The following is a 20,321-nucleotide window of genomic DNA, read 5'->3' as shown; positions in this document are numbered from 1 at the left end:
GTAGAGAGCAAGATAGCAGATTGTGTCGCTAAGTCTGGCTGCTGATTAGCCAGACGGAAACGACTCAGCTATCATGTTCTGAACAGGGCGTTTTCTTTGTAATGTTACCGCCGACTCATTTCATTCTGTAGTGTTTGCAGGCAGGCTGATTCGTGGACGAAGTGGAATATCTGAGAATCATTTCAGGCCAGAGGCAGGACTGGCGTGCCCGTCTGTTTTATAAACCCTGCTTCCGATTTCTGAGCCTGCTGTATGGAGCCGGTGTGCGGATTCGTAATCGGATGTTTGACTGGCGGCTTCGAACTGTCAGAGCTGTTGAAGTTCCTGTGGTCAGCTTGGGGAATCTGACTACGGGGGGGACCGGTAAGACACCCTTCGTCGCTTATCTCACACAATGGTTTCAGAATCATCAAAGGCAGGTTGCGCTACTGAGCCGTGGTTATCGGGCGTTACCTGGTGAAGTGAATGATGAAAAACTATTGCTGGATCGACTATGTCCCGGCGTTCCTCATTTTCAGAATCCGAACCGTTGTGATTCCGCTGTCAAGGCCGTTCAGCAGGGGGCTCAGATACTGATTCTGGATGACGGGTTCCAGCATAGAAAGCTGGCGCGAAATCTTGATCTGGTTTTAATCGACGCCGTCTGCCCCTGGGGGTATGGCTCTCTACTGCCCCGGGGATTACTGCGCGAGCCAAAATCATCGCTCAGGCGAGCTGACTTTGTGATTCTGACACGTGTCGATCAATGTTCCGCTCTGGAACTGGAACAATTGCGCGAGGAATTAACCAGTCTGGTTCCCGACGATCGAATCGCGACAGCCACGTTTCAGCCCCGCGCTTTGATCAATGTGACAGATGAGACATTGTCCCTGGAATCAGTCAAGGGGAAACGGGTCTGGGCATTTTGTGCGATTGGAAATCCAGCAGGCTTTCGACTCACCCTGGAGCAGGCTGGGTTTGACGTGGCGGGGCTCCAGGTATTTGCTGATCATCATCATTACACCAGCGATGATGTGCAGGAGATCGGGGTTCGGGCCAAAGCGGCCGAAGTCGACCTGATTCTGACGACGTGTAAGGATCTGGTAAAAACGAGTGAACCTATGTTTTATGATGTGCCCGTCTGGGGGATCGAAATCGGTGTTGAGATACGGGAGGGGCGAGAGTTTCTGGAGCAGATATTGCAGGGGCTTATAAAATAAATGTCTTTCGCAGGTGCCTGGACTGTGTCCAGTTTTTGCTGTAGCGTCTCCAGGGCTATTTGAACCGAGTATAATAGCTTGAGAGACGCTATGGTTAAATGTGATGCGATCTAGATGTCGTTCTGTGCAGTTTTCAGGGTTGGGTTTCCTGCAACAATTTTCGATAGATTCTGTATTTTAGCCCGCTTTGATCCCAAAATTTGATGTAATCCTGTTTCATAGATACTTGATTTTGGTGGTTTGTTGTGTCATCCTGACTATAGATAACATTCACGCAAAGCGGGTGTTTTGTAGAGAATACGGATCTCGCTTGACTTGTTACCTTCCTAAAGTGCGGTTTTCCCGGTTTGAAGCGACAGCGTCAATCAGGGTTTCCGTGCTCCTTCCCCACGATGGTCTGATCAATCATATTCAAATAGACGAGGTATTTTAATTATGCGAAAGTTGAATCTTAGCCGGATATTAATTGCTGCTCTCCTGATTTCTGGTGTGTGTTTCCTCTTACCGGAATCCGTTTCTGCAGAAGGTTGGGGATCGGTAACAGGCCAGTTTGTGTATGATGGCGAGGTTCCCAAACCTGTCGTACAACGTAAAAAAGGTGATCCTGCTGTCAAAGATCCCACGGTCTGTGCGGCAATGGAGCATTTGAATAACGACCTGGTCATCAATTCGGAAAACAAAGGGATTGCCAATGTCTTCATGTATATGAGACGGGCTAAAGATGTCCATCCTGATTTGAAAGAGTCAAAAGAGAAGTCTATTGTCTTCGATCAGAAAGGCTGTACTTTCGAACCACACGCTTTGATCGTGCGGACCGATCAGAAAGTCATCGTTAAGTCAGGTGATCCGATCGCGCATAATACTCATACATTCCCGCTCAAAAATCAGGCGGTAAATTTTATCCTCGCTCCCAATGATCGTGAAGGCAAAGAAGTCGAAAACGTCATTCCAGAAATTTTGCCCATGCAGGTGAAATGTGACATTCACCCCTGGATGACTGCTTACTGGTTTGTTGTGGATCATCCATACGCTGTGGTTTCTGATAAAGACGGCAAATTTACGATTGAAAACCTGCCTGCTGGAAAAAATGATTTCCGAATCTGGCAGGAAAGAGCTGGTTACCTGGATCGCAAATTTACTGTTAACATCAAGCCGGGTGAAACAGTTGATCTGGGTGAAGTAAAATTCAAACCATCCCAGTTCGAATCCAAATAAGAACTCTCTGAATTACAGAGGTTTTAGATACGGACACGTCTACTCGGGCGTGTCCTTTTTAGTGCCTGTAAACCGTTGTTAAAAATGGTGAGGAATTCAGGACCATGCAAATACTTCGCGGTTGCATCGCTCTTGTAGTAGGGGGAGCGTTTTGCTTGTCAACTGAAGTCGGTCTGGCGCAATCGGAACCGCAGGTCCTCGCATCCCGCTTTCGAGAGTCTGTCTCACTGGATGTCAATAATACGGTCCTCAAGAAAATGGGGTCCGTACGTGATTATCTTTCCGAACAGCAATGGGAAGATGCCGTCAAGATTCTCATTCAGATTTCTGATGAGTATGGTGACTCGTTATATCCCGAGGCTCCCGGGAGATATTTGCGTGTATCTGAATATTGCCAGAATCTGCTGGCAGGATTTCCGTCTGAAGCAATCGCCGTTTACAGGGAAAAGGTAGATCCCCGCGCTAAACGCTGGTATGAAGAAGCGGTCATCGATTCAAGTGTGCAACCCCTGATCAACATTACCGAGCAGGCTTTGATGAGCAGTTACGGTGATGATGCTCTGAATTTACTGGGAACGCTGGCCTGGGAACAGGGGCAACTGGCTAAAGCCCGGTCTTTCTGGCGTAGACTGATTCCGCGAGCGGCTTCCGATTCTCCCGTATATGATACTGGGCTATTTCATTATCCCGATACCGACTTACCGGTTCCTGAAATTCTGGCCCGTCTGATTCTGGTCAGCTTTTTTGAAGGAAATTTCAGCCAGGCTGACTTCGAGTATGATCAGTTCCGCAAAAAGTTTCCGGCGGCAAACGGAACGCTTGCAGGAAAAGAGGGAAACCTGTCAGCTTTGCTGGCTGAGATTCTTGCTGATCGCAGCCAGGTTGTGCTCTCTCTGAACCAGGGAGAGATCCAGACATTTGCCGGGCATCAGACACGGAATTTCAAAGCAGCGCGTCAACTGGAGATTGGCGCGATTGCCTGGACATTCCCTGTCCCGCTGGTCTGGAGTCAGGAATTTACAGCGAAACCTGCATTCGGATTCCGCGTTCCCCCGGGACTGTTTCCCGTAGTTTATCAGGAACATGTTTTCTTCAATGACGCGGAGCGAATCTATGGCTTAAACTGGAAAACAGGATTACCTGCTTGGTCCCAGGACCCTCAATCCAGTCCGGTCCTCTATCCTTCTGCCAGCCATCGCGTGAGCAGGCTGCCATTTCGGTCAGTGGTCGGTGTGCCTCGCTATACCTCTACGATTGCAGGAGGGCGTCTGTATGCCCGCATGGGATCGCCGGTCACTTCCGTTGCCAAAGACGAACGGTTGGGGCTGTTTTCTGATCTTGTCTGTCTCGATCTTGATCAGGGGCAAGGCAAACTGCTCTGGAAAATATCATCCGCTCAACTGAGAGAACAGAATTTTGTCTGGTCTTTTGAAGGGGCACCTGTTGTTTCAGGCAACAGGCTGTACGTGGTATTACATCGAGGCTTTCCTGAAGTGCAGACGAACGTGGCCTGTTTTTCTGCAGACACAGGCGAAATGATCTGGAATCAGAAAATCTGTCTGGCGTTAAGGAGCATTGAGGAAGGGGTCAATTATATCAGTCATCTGCTGCTGACGCTGGGGGAAGATCAGCTTTACCTCTCGACTGATATGGGGGCAATTGCTTCCCTGGACACCGTTGATGGAAGGTTGAACTGGCTGGTTACTTATCCATCCCAGGATAAGACAGGCAGAGATGAGTTGAGTAATCATATGAAGACAGGACTGGTTCCCTGTCTCTATGATCGGGGGATATTATTTGCGGCACCACAGGATTCCTCTCAACTGATGGCTTTTGATGCGGAATCCGGATTAATGCTCTGGCAGAGGCAATGGCCGGAGCAGATACGCAATCTTTTGGGGGTGACACAGTCGACATTGGTGGTCAGTGGAAACCGGTTGTTTGGACTGGATCGCGCGACTGGCAGGATCACCTGGAAAACCGGTTATCACGATCCCGAAGGCTTCGGCTATGGACGAGGGCTTTTAGCCGGCAAGTATGTTTACTGGCCTTTACGCGAGGAAATTCTTGTCGTGCATGCAGAACAGGGATATCTGAAACAGAAGATACATCTGCAGCGACAGTACGGCGCGTCGGGCGGCAATTTAGTGGTTGCGGGAAATCAACTGCTGGTAGCGCAACCACGCAGGTTGACTGCATTTGGAAATGAGGCGCGTATACAAAGGAATGATTCGAAAAAAATATCTGCGTTAAATATCAAATAGAGGGTATCCCGATTGACTGTCGCGTCTTCAAGGTGATTTGGACCAGGTAGATCAGAGAGAGACGCGATGGTTAAATGTGATGCGTTGTAATATTCAAGAGTGCTGTTTACAAAACATGATTTTATACTTTTTAGACAAGGTGAATGACATGAAGTTTTCGTATCGTGAATTCCTCGGTTCGATGTTGAGTATTGCCTGCATGTGCAGTTTGACTGCGGATGCTTTTGGTCAGTTAAATGCCCCCCCCGGTAAACTGGAAGTGGGTGACAATGCACCCGCTTTTACCGCGAAGGATGATCAGGGCAAAGGCTGGAAATCCACTGACTATGTTGGCAAGAAAATACTGGTCGTCTATTTCTACCCTGCTGATTTAACGGGCGGTTGTACCAAGCAGGCATGTGGTTTTCGCGATGATATGAAAACGCTGCAGGGGGATAATGTGGAAGTGATTGGCGTCAGTGGTGATTCCGTCCGCAATCATCAGCTCTTCAAAAAAGAGCATGATTTGAATTTCACTCTGCTGGCTGATGAAGATGGCGGCGTAGCCAAAAAGTTTGGTGTGCCTCTGAAAGCAGGTGGGTCGATCAAACGCACGATTGATGGTAAGGAAGAAACCTTAACGCGCGGTGTGACTGCTGCACGCTGGACTTTTGTGATTGACAAAAATGGCAAGGTTGTGATGAAAAATACCAAAGTCAAAGCTGCTGACGACAGTAAAGCGATATTGGAAGTGGTCAACCAGCTGAAATCCTGATCATGGATTTGCTTAAACAGTGAGTTGAAAATCACTGAAGCTCAGACTCGCGACTCATCCGCAAAAAGCATCTTTCGTACTCGACAGCCAATGGAGTGCCGACGTACAATTGATGCTGCGGGTGAGGTAGTTCTTATCATCAACGAGGAAGGATTGAATAGTGCATGCTGTCCGTGTAACCGGAATTCAATCGGTTGTCATGCTGATTTCTCTCTGGGGGCTGATGTGGGGGACAGGTTGTGAAGAATCCGGTCAGACGACCCGGTCACAGGCCCGTGTCTCTGAGAAAGATTCGGAACGCACTACCGCAGCTATTTCTGAAGCAGAAGATGCTGAGAGTGATTCTGATCGGACTAAAACGGAACGGGTGGCTTATCAGTCGGGCATGGAGATCGGTGCGATTCCAATGCCGTTTGAAGTGTCTGATGTAACCGGTCCCAATAAAGGGAAGACATTATGTTATCGCTGCCTGTATGGTGAGCGTCCCGTTGTGGGGATCTTTGTCAGAGAATTTGATGGGCCGACAACAATGTTGATTAAGAAAATTGATTCGGAAGTCGCCACGCATCAGGATGAGAAACTGGCTGCTTTTGTTGTGATGCTGACTGATTCACCCGCGGAGGCAAAAATGGATCTGGAGAAAATGGCCAGTGATCACCAGATTGAGCATGTTCCATTAACCGTGTTTGCAGGGACAGACGGCCCGCCGGGTTACAGTATCAAGCAGGACGCAAGTGTGAATGTAATGATGTGGGAAGGTGTTGTAATAGCAAACCGTGCCTGGCAGTCAGGCCAGTTAAAACCGGAAGAAATCAGGGAAGTCATTGCAGATACGAGACTGATTGTTGATTAACGCGTTTGGAATCTATTTCAGGTGGGACCACTGGTTTCGATGCACGCCCGGGACCTGAGTTGTTTTTAAATCAGATTTATGGAAAGTGGAATTCCTGCATTTGCCTATGGTTTCTCAATTATTAGCAATTCGACTTCATAAACGGTGCCCTCAATACATTGTTGTACTGACGATGGTTCTGGTGCAATGCCTCATTTTCAGTGTTTCCTGTCCTGCGCAACCTATGCGAAATGATGGGGTTGGAGATGGAATCTTAGAGGGTGATCCGCATGCGCTCTTTCCTACCAGTCGTCTTTACTCCAAAAGTTATCAGGATGCGAAGCAACTGCTGAGCGAGCAAAAGTATCCGGTCGCTGTACCCGAACTGCAGTCCATTCTGGATGCTCCGGAAGATTACCTGGCGAATGATTCGATCAAAGGTTTTGTGAGTCTGAAAGAGGCTGCTCATCAGTTGATTGCAACGCTCCCTGATGCCGGCAGGCGTTATTATTCTCTGCAATATGGTCCCGCTGCCGATCAGATGCTGCAACAGGCAGAAGCCCTGGATGATAACAATCTTCTACACGAAATTGTGCGTCGCTATTTCTTTACAAAAGCAGGTGCAGAGGCAGCTTATGCGCTGGGGGGATATTACTTCGAACGCGGGGATTTCCTGGCAGCAACGCAAATCTGGGAGATGCTCAGTACGCAGCATGAACTGGCGCTTTCCAAAGAACCACATCTGACGTTTAAACTGGCGATTGCCTGGTTTCATCTGGGGAACCTGGGAAAATGTCGACAGGCACTGATGCAGCTTTCACGTATGACGGATGAGCCCGTTTACCAGTTTCCCAATGGCACAAAAGTTCCACTTTTCACGGCAGATGAAAATCCGGTAGAGTGGTTATCCCGGCTGACAGGCAGGCTGGATCTACGCGTCGCGCGTGAGCAGGGTAACTGGACCATGTACCGTGGCAGTCCTGCCCGTACCGCGTCTGCGGAATTTGCAGTTCCCTCTGCGAAACCCCTCTGGGAATTTTCTACGATTCAAGATCCCTTTCTGCAGCTTCTCAAGGATCCTCCACCGGTTGAAGAAATGCTGCTCAAGCTGGGGGAGCATCGCCGAAAAAATTTAGCAGGCGTTTTACCGGCTGCCAGTCCTCTGATCATTCGAGATCAGGTGATTTTCAGGACACATCGTAATCTCAAAGCGGTTTCATTGAAGACGGGCAAATTAAGCTGGGAGACAACCCTTTCAGATGAGTTGTATCAGGAATTGCTCAAAGATCCTCAGAACCGGGATGAAGAATTTCTGGGGACACCACAGACGCCGCTGGAAAAATATCTGACTCAACGCGCCTGGCAGGATTACACGGCAGGGCATTTAAGTACTGATGGTAAACTTGTCTTCTGTGTGGAAAATGTGGGCTTCATTGCCGGATTTTATCATTTCAGCAGGCTTGATCGTGAGAATGTACTCGTTCCTAACTCGTTTAATCGGCTGCTGGCATTTGAGGCGGATACCGGTAAGTTTGTATGGGAACTGGGAGGTCCACGGCTGCAGAATCCGATTAACTATTCGGGGCATTATTTTCTAGGGGCTCCTTTACCACTTGATGGGAAATTATATTGCCTGGCAGAGGAAGGACGCGAATTTCGACTGCTGGTTCTGGATGCAGCGACGGGACAAACGATCTGGACACAGTCATTGTATCGGAGTGATTATCCCATTGCCCGCGATTATACAACAGATCGTCGTCCTCTGGATCATATTCGCCGCAGGATGGGATTGAGTCCGTCTGCTGCTCATGGAGTACTGGTCTGTCCCACGGGTTCCGGTTCCACGGTTGGCATTGATCTTACTCAGCATAAGTTACTTTGGAGACATGTCGATACGGGCGGCAAAGAGATCTCCATGTTTGCCGCTTTTGCCCGCGATTCTGATGCTAACTCGGAAGGATGGGCTGAGTTCACTCCCGTGATTATCGGGGACCGCGTCTTAATCGAATCAAGAAAATCTCAGACACTGCAATGCCTGGATCTATTCGATGGGCATTTGATCTGGTCGCGTCCCAGACGAGATAATCTGTTTATAGCGGCAATTCATGACGGAAAAATTCTCCTTGTTGGAAATGATCAGATCGAAGCGTTAAAGCTGAGCGATGGCTCCCTGGCCTGGCCTAAGCCTCAGCCCATCGGATCACCCAGTGGTCGGGGAATAGTGGTAAAGGATACCTATTACCAACCTGTTGAGACGGGAGAAATATTGAGTATACGTCTTGAGGATGGTTTGGTCCTGGCCAGGACACGAGTGGATACGGAAGCGTTGCCTGGGAACCTGGCTGCGGCCGGAGGGATGCTGGTATCACAGAATGAGTCCGAAGTGGTCGGTTTCCAGTCAGTCACAGCGATCGAAGAACAGATTCGACAGGCGAGTCAGTCAGAGCAGCCAGAAGACCAGGCGATTGCGCGGTTGTTGAAGGGAGAGTTGAAGCTGTTTGCCGGCGATGTATCACAGGCGATGCAATTAATAGGTCAGTCGCTTCAGATTAAACCGACACTGCGTGCCCGGCGGGTGTATGCAGATATTTTTCTGGAAAGCCTGGATCATGATTTTACAACAAATGAAAAGTTGATTTCCAAGATGGAAAGTTTGCTGGTAGACGAAGGACAGCGAAAGAGATTCTTTCAGATACAGGCAGTGAATTATCAGCAGCGTGGAAATCTACAGGCGGCTCTTCTGAATTATCTCAGACTGTCCGAACTGAAAGGCCTGATGGAATCAGTGCCAGTAAAAGGGGGAGGATTTGTCCGCACCGATCGCTGGATACGATCCCAACTGGAACTGCTCACGCTGCGATCCTCCGTGGAAGATCGAAAGCAGATTGCAGAATTCCTTTCCCGATATTATTCAGAAAAACTGGTCCAGGCTGATCGTATTGCCCTGGAACGATTTCTGCAATGTTGTGGAAACCTGCCTGAAACGCAGCAGGCCCGCATGCTGCTTGTCGCCCGGCTGGAACAGGAGATTGATTCTGCAGGCGAAGAAGAACAGGCTTATTTACAGAGCTGTCTGATGCGGCACCTGGAGCAGCTACGTGCTTCGAAGCAGTCTGTTGTGGCGGCCTACGCGACCGCAAAGCTGACAGAGATTTATCTCTCCGCGCAGCGATATGCTCAAGCTGAAGAATATATTGAAGCGTTGCGTACGCGCTGGCCGGACGTAGTCTGCCTGGATGGTAAAACCGCTTCCCAACTGGCTGAACAATGGGAATCACAACTGAAGTCAAGGCAGGCACAGAAGGCGTTACCCTGGCAGGAGCAGACAGTACAGGTCTATCGAGGAGAGCAAGGCAAGGGGCAGAATACTTCACTGACGGTTGAGATCATTGGCCTGTCCAATGCGTTATTCAACAACTATCGACTGGAAGTGGGGCCAGCGAAAGAGTGGCTCTTTGCTTATGATGGTCAGGGGCAACAGCAATGGTCGTTCTCCCTTATGCAAGCCGAGATTGAAGTTCCCCAGCAGCCTTATTTTTCTGCGCGTGTGTTTCAACAGTATCTCGTGGTCAATTTTGGTTCCGAATTCTTTGTACTGGATACCTTGAATCGCGATTCAGAAGACCGGCCTCTGCTGTTATGGAAACAGCGCCTCATGACCGGTCCACCCAGTGTGCGAGATTATATTTCCATTGAGCGTACCGGGGTGGCCCCCGTGTTGCGCGAGTATCTTACGCGAAACATGGATCGTGAATTATTGGGGCGAATCGGGACAATCAACGAGGAGTTTATCTGTTACCAGGTCGGTTCAGATCTGATCGCCGCTGATCTGCTGACGGGGGAGATCTTATGGAAACAACCGGGATTCGGAATCAGCAGCAGGCATTATGGTGATGCAGAACATGTGATTGTCATTGCGAGCCAGGCACAGGCTGAGCAGCGTTATGTTGTTTTAAGTGGTCAGAACGGGGAGATGATTAACACGTTCAAGCTGGAGCAGGGGGAGTCGCCGATCTTTGCTTTCGAACGCTATCTGCTCACCTTGACGGTACAAGAAGACAAAACCCGGCTCCTGCATCTGAAGAATCTGACAAATGATGAGGAAATCTGGAGTCAGAAGCTGAGCGAGAATTCAACTTATACGCTGGGACAGAATTATGAAATTGTCATGATGCATCCCGATGGGACGATTGCATTTCTGGATTTAATGACGGGGGAACAGAAATTTGAAGTGAAGGGGCAGCCTGCATCCAAGATGATCAACCTGCTCGTACTCAGGAATTCACGTCAATATCTGGTATTTGTCAGCCTGCCTTATATCGCCCGGGACAGAGTGGATGCCAGCAGGAACCGAGTGGTATTTCGATCGTTGAGCCTGACATCATATCTGTTTAATGGGATGGTTTATTCCATAGACCGTCAGACGGGAAATATAATGTGGTCACTGCCTCTGGAAACACAGGGGATTGATTTTTCGCAGTTTTTAGATTTACCAGTGATTACCTTTGGTATTCGGAGAATCAGAGGAGCGACCTCTACCAATGGAACACAGGTGGATTTGCAGGTGGTGGACTTGAGGAATGGGGAGGTCGTTCTCAAGGAGACAACGACCAGTAATCGTTTGCGGGTCTGGGTAGTCCCGGATCTCGAACAGAATAATATTCTTATCGAACCATTTCAGATTCGACTCAGTTTTGAAGAGCCGCCTCTGGCAGCGAAAAAACCGTAGCACGTCAGGCTTCTGCCCGGTGGATCTTCTTTAGACTGTGTCCCGTTTTACTGTAGCGTCTCCAGGTCCATTTGAACCGAGTATAATAGATCGAGAGACGCTATGCTTAAATGTAATGCGCTCTAGTACTGGTCCTGGTCCTCGTCGTCGTCGTCATCATCGTAATCCATGCCGTCGAAATCATCGTCCTCATCACGATCGGGATGTAACGGGTTATCCGGGGCAAAGAAGAAATCACCCAGCCCCATCGGCATCATATTTCCGCCCAGGTTCTGTGTGCGCTTTTCGGACAGTGATTCCAGATCGAGGGCATCATCCCCCAGGCAGGCTTTGAGTGCTTCCAGCCAGATGGCATCTTTACTGAGTGGATGATCCTTGTCCTGGGCTGCACGTTTTAATGCCAGTCGAAGCACGTTAATGCCATCGCGTGTCGAGAAATCCAGTTTCAGACTGTGGGATTGCTGCAGAAAGTCAACCGTCAAATCAAGCATGTGTTCGTTAGCAAAAGGGAGATGATAATGTAGAATCATTTTTTCATCTTCCCGATTTGGATGCTCGAGGGTAATGCTGGGCTGCAGTCGGCTCAGGATATAATCAGGAATTTCGAAAGTCGATTCATCTTCGTTCATCGTGACGGCACAGCGGAATTCCGGGTGGGCCGGAATGGTCACACCGGCCACGATAGATTCGACATAGCGGCGGTGATCCAGCAGCGGTGCCAGGCTCGCCCATGACTTTTCATTCATGCGGTTGCCTTCATCCAGTACACAGATCGCGCCGCGAATCATCGCAGTGACCAGGGGGGAAGCGTGGTAGGCGATCTTCCCACTCTCAGCCAGTACGGGTGTTACCAGCAAGTCTTCGGGTCTGGTATCAGCCGTGCATTGATAGATGTAAAGCTCCTGGTCTCGTGTGCGCGCGCCTGCGATGGCGAGAGACGTTTTGCCGATACCCGGTGTTCCCACGAGGCGCGGCGTCAGAGGCATGTCTTTTTCGTCAATCACCAGCCAGCAGGCCAGGAGTTGCTTTAACGCTTCGTGTTGACCGATCCAGTCACTGGTTGTCTGGTCAGCACGTCCCAGGTGCAGTCCTACTCCGTCAATTTCCACTCTGCGCGACATTTGATCAATTTCTATTCTTTTAGACAGTCAGTGTTGTATGTGAAGCGGATACAGAAGCTTAGGCCACCTCAATGATATACAGTCCTGATTATAGGCGTCTCCTATCGTTTCTGATAAGTCTGGTCTTCCCTCTCTTCAAAGATGAGTGGCAAATTAGGTAGCCGCTCAACAGAAAGTATTTTTGAGGAATTCTTTAAGTGCTTGATTCAGAAGAGGATACCGCTGCTTAAAAATAGTGAACCAGTAGGTGATCAGTAGAAATGTTTTTGTGTATCGGTTTTGTGATTGATAGAATAAACGGGTTTCCCACACATATAAACTATGACGCAGTCGCGTTATTACATATCTGAAGTGAGTGCGCACGTCCTCAGCAGTTTGGAATTCATTTCTTTCGAAGTGTGTCTCATTTATCTTGTGTTTCTAAACGCCAATTTAGAAGGGGGGGAGGAGCGATGGATAAACCAATTCTCGCTAAGGACATTATGGTTACGAAGTTAATCACATTAACTCCGGATATGGATGTTCTTGAAGCAATAGGCATGCTGCTGCATCATCGAATTTCAGGGGCACCCGTTCTGGACGCAGATCATCGGATTCTCGGTGTGTTTTCTGAAAAATGTTGCATGGATGTGCTGGTGAAAGCCAGTTATGAGCAACTTCCTTCATCGCAGATCTTTCCATTCATGGATACCGAAGCCCGTTGTATTTCGGAAGAGACGGATATGCTGACTATCGCCCAGATTTTTCTCAGTACCCCGACCCGCAGATTACCTGTGGTGAGCGAGGATCGAACTTTACTGGGACAAATCAGTCGTCGCGATCTGTTACAGGCCGGTAATAAGAGCCTGCAATTCCGTACGAATATACCCCAGGAGAAAAACCTGCTGTATCTAAGCGGAATTATGAACCGAGAAGAATCTCCGATTTCCTGAGCACTTAACTGATGTAACAGGGAAATACTGAAAGTAAATTTCTAAGAAAAACCAGCTGGACCTGATTCAGCTGGTTTTTCTCGTGCTTGTCGGTTTGATTTTATCAGCCGGTCAACTAAAATCAGTCCCACTTCCGTTTTCAGGTGTAGCACAGGCCAACTGCCTGAACTAGATTGTGTCCAGTTTTACTGTCGCGTCTCCAGGGCTGTTTGGCCCGAGTATATTCGATAAAGAGACGCTCTGGTTAACTGTGATGTGCTCTGACGCTCGAAACGGCATTTCAATGATTATTTGACGAATCTACTCAGGTAAAGCTATCTATTCGAAGGACTTGCAGCATGGACCAGGCAGAAATTTTACTCGACGCGGAAGAGAGAATGGACAAAGCGGTTCACGTGTTCCAGGGACAATTGCAGGGCATTCGAACTGGGCGCGCGACTCCAGGTCTGGTCGATTCCGTCCGGGTTGACTATTACGGCTCTCCGACCCCTTTAAAGCAGATGGCCAATGTCAGTGTGCCGGAACCGCAGCAGATTCTGATTCGCCCCTTCGATGCAGGAATGGTGGGAGAAATTGCCAAAGCGATTACAGCCAGTGATATGGGTCTGGCTCCCAATACAGACGGGCGTGTCGTGCGGTTGAATATACCGCCTTTGTCTACAGAACGACGTCGGCAGATGGTGTCGCGTGTCAAAGAGCTGGCGGAAGAAGCCCGGATTTCGATCCGAAATATTCGCCGTGATGCCAATAAACACGCTGATCAGTCAGAAAAAGACAAAGTCATGGGCGAAGATGAACGTGACGATACCAAAGACCAGGTTCAGGAACTGACCAAAAAGTTCGAAGGTAAAGTCAACAGTATGGCGGATGCGAAAGAGAAAGATGTGATGGACGAATAATCTTCCCGACACTCTCTTTTGCTGCTGTTCGCTCTCATGAGAGCGAACAAATTTTTAATTCAGGAGTACCTTGAGTCAACATTGAGGCGCTCATTCTCAATACCCAACTATTCAAATTCTGTAAGATAAGAGACTGGTTCAAGTTTCCATGGCAAAGAAGACAATTGAAAACGTAGACGTTGCAGGCAAAACCGTATTAATGCGTGTGGATTTCAATGTACCATTGAATGATGAGCTCAAGATTACCGATGATCGTCGGGTTCGTATGGCGTTGCCTTCAATTAAGTCGGTCATTGACCGTGGCGGGCGATTGATTCTGATGAGCCATCTCGGACGTCCTACGGGAGAAGCCAGTGATTCCAAATACAGCCTGAAGCCAACAGCGGACTGCCTGGGTGAACTGCTGGGGCAGGATGTGGCCTTCGCAACTGATACGGTCGGCGAAGATGCGAAAGCGAAAGTGGCTGCACTAGAGGATGGCCAGGTATTGATTCTGGAAAATCTGCGGTTCAATGCCGGGGAGAAAAAAGGGGACGCTGCATTTGCGGGTGAACTGGCTGCTTTCGCGGATATTTACTGTAACGATGCTTTTGGAACCTGCCACAGAACCGACGCTTCCATGGTGGCTGTTCCCGAAGCGATGGCTGGCAAACCCAAGGTTGTGGGCTTCCTGGTTGCCAAGGAAATTCAATATCTGACCGACGTGATTGCCAAGCCCGAGCGACCCTTCGTCGCGATTCTGGGAGGCGCAAAAGTTTCCGACAAAATCAAAGTCATCGATAACCTGCTGGGAATCTGTGATAAAGTGCTGATTGGCGGCGCGATGGCTTATACGTTCTCGCTGGCTCAGGGCGGAAAAGTTGGCGACAGTCTGGTTGAGAAAGACAAAGTCGAACTTGCGAAAGAGTTAATAGCCAAGGGAGGCGATAAACTGATGCTGCCGGTCGATACGCACTGTGGAGATGACTTCAACAGCAACTGTAACAAACAGGTTGTGAAAGCAGGCGAGATTGCTGATGGCTTTGAAGGTCTGGATATCGGTCCTGAGACCGCTAAAATCTACGCGGAAACAGTTAAGTCAGCGAAAACAGTTGTCTGGAACGGTCCCATGGGCGTGTTCGAAATGACCCCGTTTGACGCGGGAACCAAAGCGGTTGCCCAGGCGATCGCCGATAGCGACTCGACCAGCATTATTGGCGGGGGAGACAGTGCCGCCGCGATTCAACAACTGGGATTTGCCGACCAGGTTTCGCATGTCAGCACCGGCGGTGGTGCCAGCCTGGCCATGTTGGAAGGTCAGGAATTCGCCGCCGTCAATCTGCTGGACGAAGCCTGATTCGGTCCAGATTGAAGCACAATACAATGCACAGTCCGTCCTCTGGCGGGCTGTGTTTTCAGTTCGGGAGCAGCATTTCCTCGAAACTTCGGTGAAAGTCCGTTAAACTGGTGACATTGGTTTAAGAGTTCCCTGTTTGTTCGAGTCCTGTAAGAAGCTTTTTATAGAGTGATGGGATATGAATTATGAACACAGAATTAATCTCTGCAGAGCACTTGACTGCGTTTCAACAGGATGGATTTCTGATTGTGGAGGGGCTCTTCAGTCAGGAAGAAGTGACTCTGTTAGGCCAGATTGGTCGAGCCGATCTGGCCATGCAGCAGGCGACCTTCAGTCGTGCCGATGGCGAAGGGGGCGCAGTCAAGCTGAATGTCGAAAATGAAGTCGGCGACGATATCTATGGTGCCATTGCATCCTGTCATCGTGTTGTGGACCGCATGGAAGCATTGCTGGGAGACGAAGTCTATCACTATCACCACAAGATGATTCAGAAGGAAGCGAAAGTCGGCGGCGCCTGGGCCTGGCACCAGGATTATGGCTACTGGTACAACAATGGCTGTCTGTCTCCTGATATGGGCAGTTGTATGATCGCCGTTGATCGTGCGACGGTGGAAAATGGCTGTTTACAGGTACTGCGGGGAAGTCATCTGCTGGGTCGCATCGATCATGGAAAAGTCGGCGATCAGACCGGCGCCGATCCGGAACGGGTTCAGGCAGCACTTGAGCGGATGGAATTGTTCTACTGTACCCTGGAAGCGGGGTCTGCCATCTTTTTTCATTCCAATCTGCTGCATCGTTCTGATCAGAATAAGAGCGAACATCCACGGTGGGGTTTTATCTGCTGTTACAATACGCGCCATAACGATCCCTATAAAGAATCGCGGCATCCCCGTTATACGTCTCTGGAAAAACGCGATGACGCTGATGTGCTGCGCGTGGGGCGTGCTCAATGGGAGCAGATGCAGGCCCATCCCTCGCTTTGAAAAATAAGTCGGCATTTGAGAAAACTATGGGAGAAGCAACTGGTTCCACAACCGATGATCGAAGTCGAAAATCTGCTTTGATCAAACAGATGGCCTTTGATTGTGGCTTCGATCTGGCCGGCCTGGCTCCGGCGATCACTCCTGCCGGCTATCACCATTTTTTGAAATGGTTGAATCAGGGCTATGCAGGTGAAATGAGTTATCTCGAACGCCGCAAAGACGCGTATCAGCATCCCGAGCATGTGATGAGTTCCGTGCGCAGCGTGCTGATGTTGACGTTAAATTACCGGACGGAAGAACCCTCGCCGGTCACGGGAACGGAGGCACGGGTCTCGCGTTATGCCTGGGGGACCACTGATTATCATAAAGTGATCCGGAAAAAACTGAAGCAGCTCTCACGCCTGATTCGGGAGGAGTTTCCGGATTGTGAAACGCGGGGAGTCGTTGATACTGCTCCCCTGCTGGAACGGGATTTCGCACAGTTGGCCGGCCTGGGCTGGATTGGAAAAAATACGCTGCTGCTTAATAAAACCGAGGGGAGCTGGTTTTTCCTGGCAGGGATGCTGCTGAGCGATGAATTAGATTATGATGAGCCCCATCAGTCTTCACATTGTGGCACCTGCACTCGTTGTCTGGATGCGTGTCCCACCGATGCCTTTGTGGAAGAGGGGACGCTGGATGCGCGGAAGTGTATTTCTTACCTGACCATTGAATTACGCGATCAGCCGATTCCCCGCGAGTTACGACCCGGTCTGCAGGACTGGGCATTTGGGTGTGATGTCTGTCAGGATGTCTGTCCGTGGAATCGCAAAACTCCGCTGAGTCACGAAGTGGCATTTCAGCCTGTGGAAACGTATTCACCCCTGGATGCCTGTGAATTATTGACGCTGGATGACTCTGAATATCAGGAACGATTTCAGAGTACCCCCATGTCTCGCTCAGGCAGAGCTGGTTTATTGCGTAATGCAGCCCTAGTGCTGGGCAACCGAGGTGATCTGAGTGCCGTGCCTGCTTTGAAAAAAGTACTCGGTGATTCAGAGCCTTTAATACGAGGGGCGGCCGCCTGGGCACTGGGAAAACTGGGAGAATCAGAGACGCTGGCATCTCTGGAAACACAATTAACTGTCGAACTGGATTCAAGCGTCAGGCAGGAACTGCAACAGGCGATTTCAGAAATCGAAACTCAAAATAACTAAAGTAGAAAATGCCTGGGGAAAGTTTCAGGCTCTAATGGAAAAAATGGAGTTCGTTTATTACGATCATCAGAAGCAGCGATAATCAATCAGACGAACAGATGCATCAAATAGTAAATATCATGGGAGTAAGAGATGGGCGATCAACTTCTTGTCGGAGTGAATGGAGCCGCTGGTCGAATGGGTCAGCGTGTGGCAGTTCTGGTTTATCAGGATCCTAATTTACGGTTGGGAGCCGCATTAGAATCGGAGAATTCACCCGCACTGGGTAAAGATGCGGGCGAAGTGGCAGGCATCGGCCCCATTGGGATCGAGATTCAGTCGGAACTGAAGGATCGAGTGGATGTGATCATCGATTTCTCCCTGCCTGCCGGTCTGATTAAAATTGCCGGGATCTGTGCCGAACGGCAGATTGGTCTGGTCGCAGCGACAACAGGTCTGACCCCAGAACAGCGGAATGAAGTTTTGACGGCATCACAGACCACGCCTCTGATATTGGCACCCAATATGAGCCTGGCGGTGAACCTGATGATGAAACTGGTCCGCGAAGCCTCGCATTCGCTGAAAAATTCGCCGGGAGGAGTCGACGTGGAAATCATCGAACGTCATCACCGGTTTAAAGAAGATGCGCCCAGCGGCACCGCGTTACATTTCGGAGAAATCGTCGCCGATGAAATGGGCCAGACAGAGCACGTTCATGGACGAGCCGGACGTCCGGGACCACGGCCTGTTTGCGAGATTGGCTACCATGCTTTACGCACCGGTGATAATGTCGGCGAGCATACCATTGTATTCGGCATGATGGGGGAAACGATTGACTTGACCGTGCGCGGGCATACCCGAGACAGCTATGTCTATGGTGCATTGACTGCGGCCAAATATCTGGCATCTCAGAAGCCTGGTCTGTATACGATGGCGGATGTACTCGGGTTGAATTAGCTGGGTCCCGTTTTCTGAAGCAAAGCCCGGCGCATTGGCGCCGAGTATCATTATGCAGAGTCGCTCTGGTAAATTGCGTGCGCAATAGTCACTTATATTGACAGGTCTTCCTGTTTTACCAAGTCCGTGAAATGGTCAAGAGTCCTACACTCTGTAACCGATAGAAGAAGAGCGCTGACTGCGTCTCTTTAGAGCAGATAGACAGGGAACTGGTGATTTTATAACCACCTCTCTGATAATCAGGGATCGATTTTTTTATCTGCAATTATCAAGTTATTCAGCTCTCGAAGGAACGAGTGATGAGTTGGCTTAAGTCTCTCAATTATAAGCGTTTTCTGCATTTTTTCTCGAAACGAAAAACTGCGTCTGAGCCCCGTTTTCTGTTTCGTTGGAATCAGACGACGAAGGTTTTCGCAGGTCTGCTGGCGAGCGTCTTTTCGATGATGGCGTTATTGTCATTTTTCGGGTCCCTGGAAGAACCGGAAGAAGATCAGCGGTCTGAATCGCTCTCTCCCGTGCTGGGGGCCAGTGATGAACTCTCCATGGAGTTTGGTCTGGACGTTGAATTGCCTCTGCAGGACCAGCTAATTGCAGATCCAAACGCGCAGGACCCTGTTCAGCGGAATGGGATGATTCAAACCGTCTCAGTCGATCAGGCTGCATTAGCAGGCGCTGATGCGACTGCGGTCTATCATGCTGTGGGACAGGAGTACGAAACGCCTGGTCCCAATGGAAAGGTACATCAGGTAGGTGGAGAACATCCTGTTTATGTGACACCCAGGAGGTCGGCGGGGAGTGAGTCCGTTTTCCCCGATACTGAAGCTGCCTGGCTGACAGGGGAAATCGAATCACTTGAGTAATCGTCGATAAACAATATGGATTATCGACGTCCTGATCTCAGTTAGTCCTAATATCAATCAATAGAGTGTCAGTATAAATCCCCGACACTAAAACATGCCCGGGAAATAGAGTTTATGTATCAGAGTTACTGGAATCTGAAAAGTGGTCCCTTTGAAGAAAAGATGGATGCTTCTTTTTTTTACGACAGCAATCCGCATCAGGCTGGCTTGTTAAAGCTCGAATATCTGATTGAAAACTGCAAAGGCGCCGGATTGCTGGTGGGTGGTTCTGGCATGGGCAAGTCCTATCTTTGTCATGTGCTGAAGAGTCAACTGGATGAGATTTATCAGCCGTTCGTACATCTGGTCTTTCCTCAACTGTCGCCGATTGAATTAATTTCATATCTGGCAGTCGAACTGGGAGCAGAAGAAGCCGGCATTGAGCCGATCGTTCCTGGAAAAGACCGCATCGTCCGGGCTTTGCATCGACAGCTGCAGTTATTGTGCGAACAGGGATACAAGCCGGTTATTGTCATTGACGAAGCCCATCTGATCGTCGATCAGCGGATCTTCGAAACACTGCATCAGTTGCTCAATTTTCAGCAGACTTCCGATATCGATTTCACATTGCTGCTGGTAGGCGACCAGTTACTGCTCAGTCACCTGCAACGCTCATCTCAACTGGATAACCGGATTGCAGTGCGTTGTCTGTTGAAATCGTTTTCGGCAGAAGAAACACAGGACTACGTCGAGCATCGACTGCAGGTATCAGGCCGCAGCGAACCGGTATTCGCGCCGGAGGCATTTCAAACACTGTTTGAGCTGACGCAGGGAAATCCGCGCAAGATCAATCGCCTGTGTGACCTGGGTCTGCTGGTTGGTTACGCCGATGAATTGTCCCTGATTACGTCCGACGTACTGGAAGCCGTCGCCGAAGAACTGGTGACATCGATCCCGGATTAGAAAAAGGTGTCAGGAACCTTTTATTGACAGTTTAGGGGGATTACGTTAGAATCCCCTGATTATGGGACGACCAAAACGCGCCGCACAAGCGGGATATATTTATCATGTGTTGAACCGGGCGAA

At 49.5% G+C, this 20,321-nt stretch carries 15 protein-coding genes; 14 read left to right on the top strand and 1 reads right to left on the bottom strand.

Annotated elements, in window-relative coordinates:
- Window positions 1-152 precede the first annotated feature (152 nt).
- The 6 genes from lpxK (at window position 153) to ACN0YH_RS21565 (ending at window position 10,993) form a co-directional block, all read left to right on the top strand.
- Complete coding sequence (gene lpxK / locus ACN0YH_RS21590) at window positions 153-1,199, top strand: tetraacyldisaccharide 4'-kinase (RefSeq protein ID WP_417381668.1); 1,047 nt, start codon at window positions 153-155, stop codon at window positions 1,197-1,199.
- Between the two features lie 435 nt (window positions 1,200-1,634).
- Window positions 1,635-2,414, top strand: a complete 780-nt coding sequence (locus ACN0YH_RS21585; RefSeq protein WP_417381667.1) for a hypothetical protein — start codon at window positions 1,635-1,637, stop codon at window positions 2,412-2,414.
- Window positions 2,415-2,569: 155 nt separating this feature from the next.
- A complete protein-coding gene (locus ACN0YH_RS21580; RefSeq protein WP_417381666.1) occupies window positions 2,570-4,678 on the top strand; it encodes a PQQ-binding-like beta-propeller repeat protein in 2,109 nt (702 codons plus the stop codon).
- A gap of 148 nt (window positions 4,679-4,826) precedes the next feature.
- The gene (locus tag ACN0YH_RS21575; RefSeq protein WP_417381665.1) at window positions 4,827-5,432 is read left to right on the top strand and encodes a peroxiredoxin; all 606 of its coding nucleotides are present in this window, start codon (window positions 4,827-4,829) and stop codon (window positions 5,430-5,432) included.
- A gap of 160 nt (window positions 5,433-5,592) precedes the next feature.
- Window positions 5,593-6,285, top strand: a complete 693-nt coding sequence (locus tag ACN0YH_RS21570) for a hypothetical protein (RefSeq protein WP_417381664.1) — start codon at window positions 5,593-5,595, stop codon at window positions 6,283-6,285.
- Between the two features lie 223 nt (window positions 6,286-6,508).
- The gene (locus tag ACN0YH_RS21565) at window positions 6,509-10,993 is read left to right on the top strand and encodes a PQQ-binding-like beta-propeller repeat protein (RefSeq protein ID WP_417381663.1); all 4,485 of its coding nucleotides are present in this window, start codon (window positions 6,509-6,511) and stop codon (window positions 10,991-10,993) included.
- A gap of 122 nt (window positions 10,994-11,115) precedes the next feature.
- Here the strand turns inward: ACN0YH_RS21565 and ACN0YH_RS21560 are convergent, their stop codons facing one another.
- Window positions 11,116-12,114, bottom strand: coding sequence for an AAA family ATPase (locus tag ACN0YH_RS21560; RefSeq protein WP_417381662.1), 999 nt, complete (start codon window positions 12,112-12,114; stop codon window positions 11,116-11,118).
- A gap of 452 nt (window positions 12,115-12,566) precedes the next feature.
- Here ACN0YH_RS21560 and ACN0YH_RS21555 point away from each other — a divergent pair, with 452 nt between their 5' ends.
- The 8 genes from ACN0YH_RS21555 to ACN0YH_RS21520 all read left to right on the top strand — a co-directional run bounded on the left by ACN0YH_RS21555 (window position 12,567) and on the right by ACN0YH_RS21520 (window position 20,198).
- Complete coding sequence (locus ACN0YH_RS21555; protein ID WP_417381661.1) at window positions 12,567-13,046, top strand: CBS domain-containing protein; 480 nt, start codon at window positions 12,567-12,569, stop codon at window positions 13,044-13,046.
- 338 nt (window positions 13,047-13,384) lie between these two features.
- On the top strand, window positions 13,385-13,945 hold the full coding sequence (gene frr / locus ACN0YH_RS21550; protein WP_291170328.1) for a ribosome recycling factor: 561 nt from the start codon (window positions 13,385-13,387) through the stop codon (window positions 13,943-13,945).
- 148 nt (window positions 13,946-14,093) lie between these two features.
- Window positions 14,094-15,281, top strand: coding sequence for a phosphoglycerate kinase (locus ACN0YH_RS21545; protein WP_417381660.1), 1,188 nt, complete (start codon window positions 14,094-14,096; stop codon window positions 15,279-15,281).
- Between the two features lie 185 nt (window positions 15,282-15,466).
- Window positions 15,467-16,264 (top strand): phytanoyl-CoA dioxygenase family protein, encoded by a 798-nt coding sequence (locus ACN0YH_RS21540; protein ID WP_417381659.1) that lies wholly within the window; start codon window positions 15,467-15,469, stop codon window positions 16,262-16,264.
- Window positions 16,231-17,460, top strand: coding sequence for a tRNA epoxyqueuosine(34) reductase QueG (gene queG, locus ACN0YH_RS21535; RefSeq protein ID WP_417381658.1), 1,230 nt, complete (start codon window positions 16,231-16,233; stop codon window positions 17,458-17,460). The genes ACN0YH_RS21540 and queG overlap by 34 nt, the downstream gene beginning before the upstream one ends.
- Window positions 17,461-17,592: 132 nt before the next feature.
- Window positions 17,593-18,396: a 4-hydroxy-tetrahydrodipicolinate reductase gene (dapB, locus tag ACN0YH_RS21530; protein ID WP_417381657.1), complete on the top strand. Its 804-nt coding sequence runs from the start codon at window positions 17,593-17,595 to the stop codon at window positions 18,394-18,396.
- A gap of 299 nt (window positions 18,397-18,695) precedes the next feature.
- Window positions 18,696-19,256, top strand: coding sequence for a hypothetical protein (locus ACN0YH_RS21525; RefSeq protein WP_417381656.1), 561 nt, complete (start codon window positions 18,696-18,698; stop codon window positions 19,254-19,256).
- A 114-nt stretch (window positions 19,257-19,370) separates the two neighbouring features.
- Window positions 19,371-20,198 carry an ExeA family protein gene (locus ACN0YH_RS21520; RefSeq protein WP_417381655.1) on the top strand — a complete coding sequence of 276 codons (828 nt, stop codon included), beginning with the start codon at window positions 19,371-19,373 and terminating at the stop codon, window positions 20,196-20,198.
- Window positions 20,199-20,321 lie beyond the last annotated feature (123 nt).

It is taken from the genome of Gimesia sp. (genome assembly GCF_048262075.1).
In the GTDB taxonomy this organism is placed as follows: Bacteria; Planctomycetota; Planctomycetia; order Planctomycetales; family Planctomycetaceae; genus Gimesia.
The sequence above is the reverse complement of the archived record's forward strand: the minus strand, read 5'-3'. Positions and strand labels throughout refer to the sequence as shown.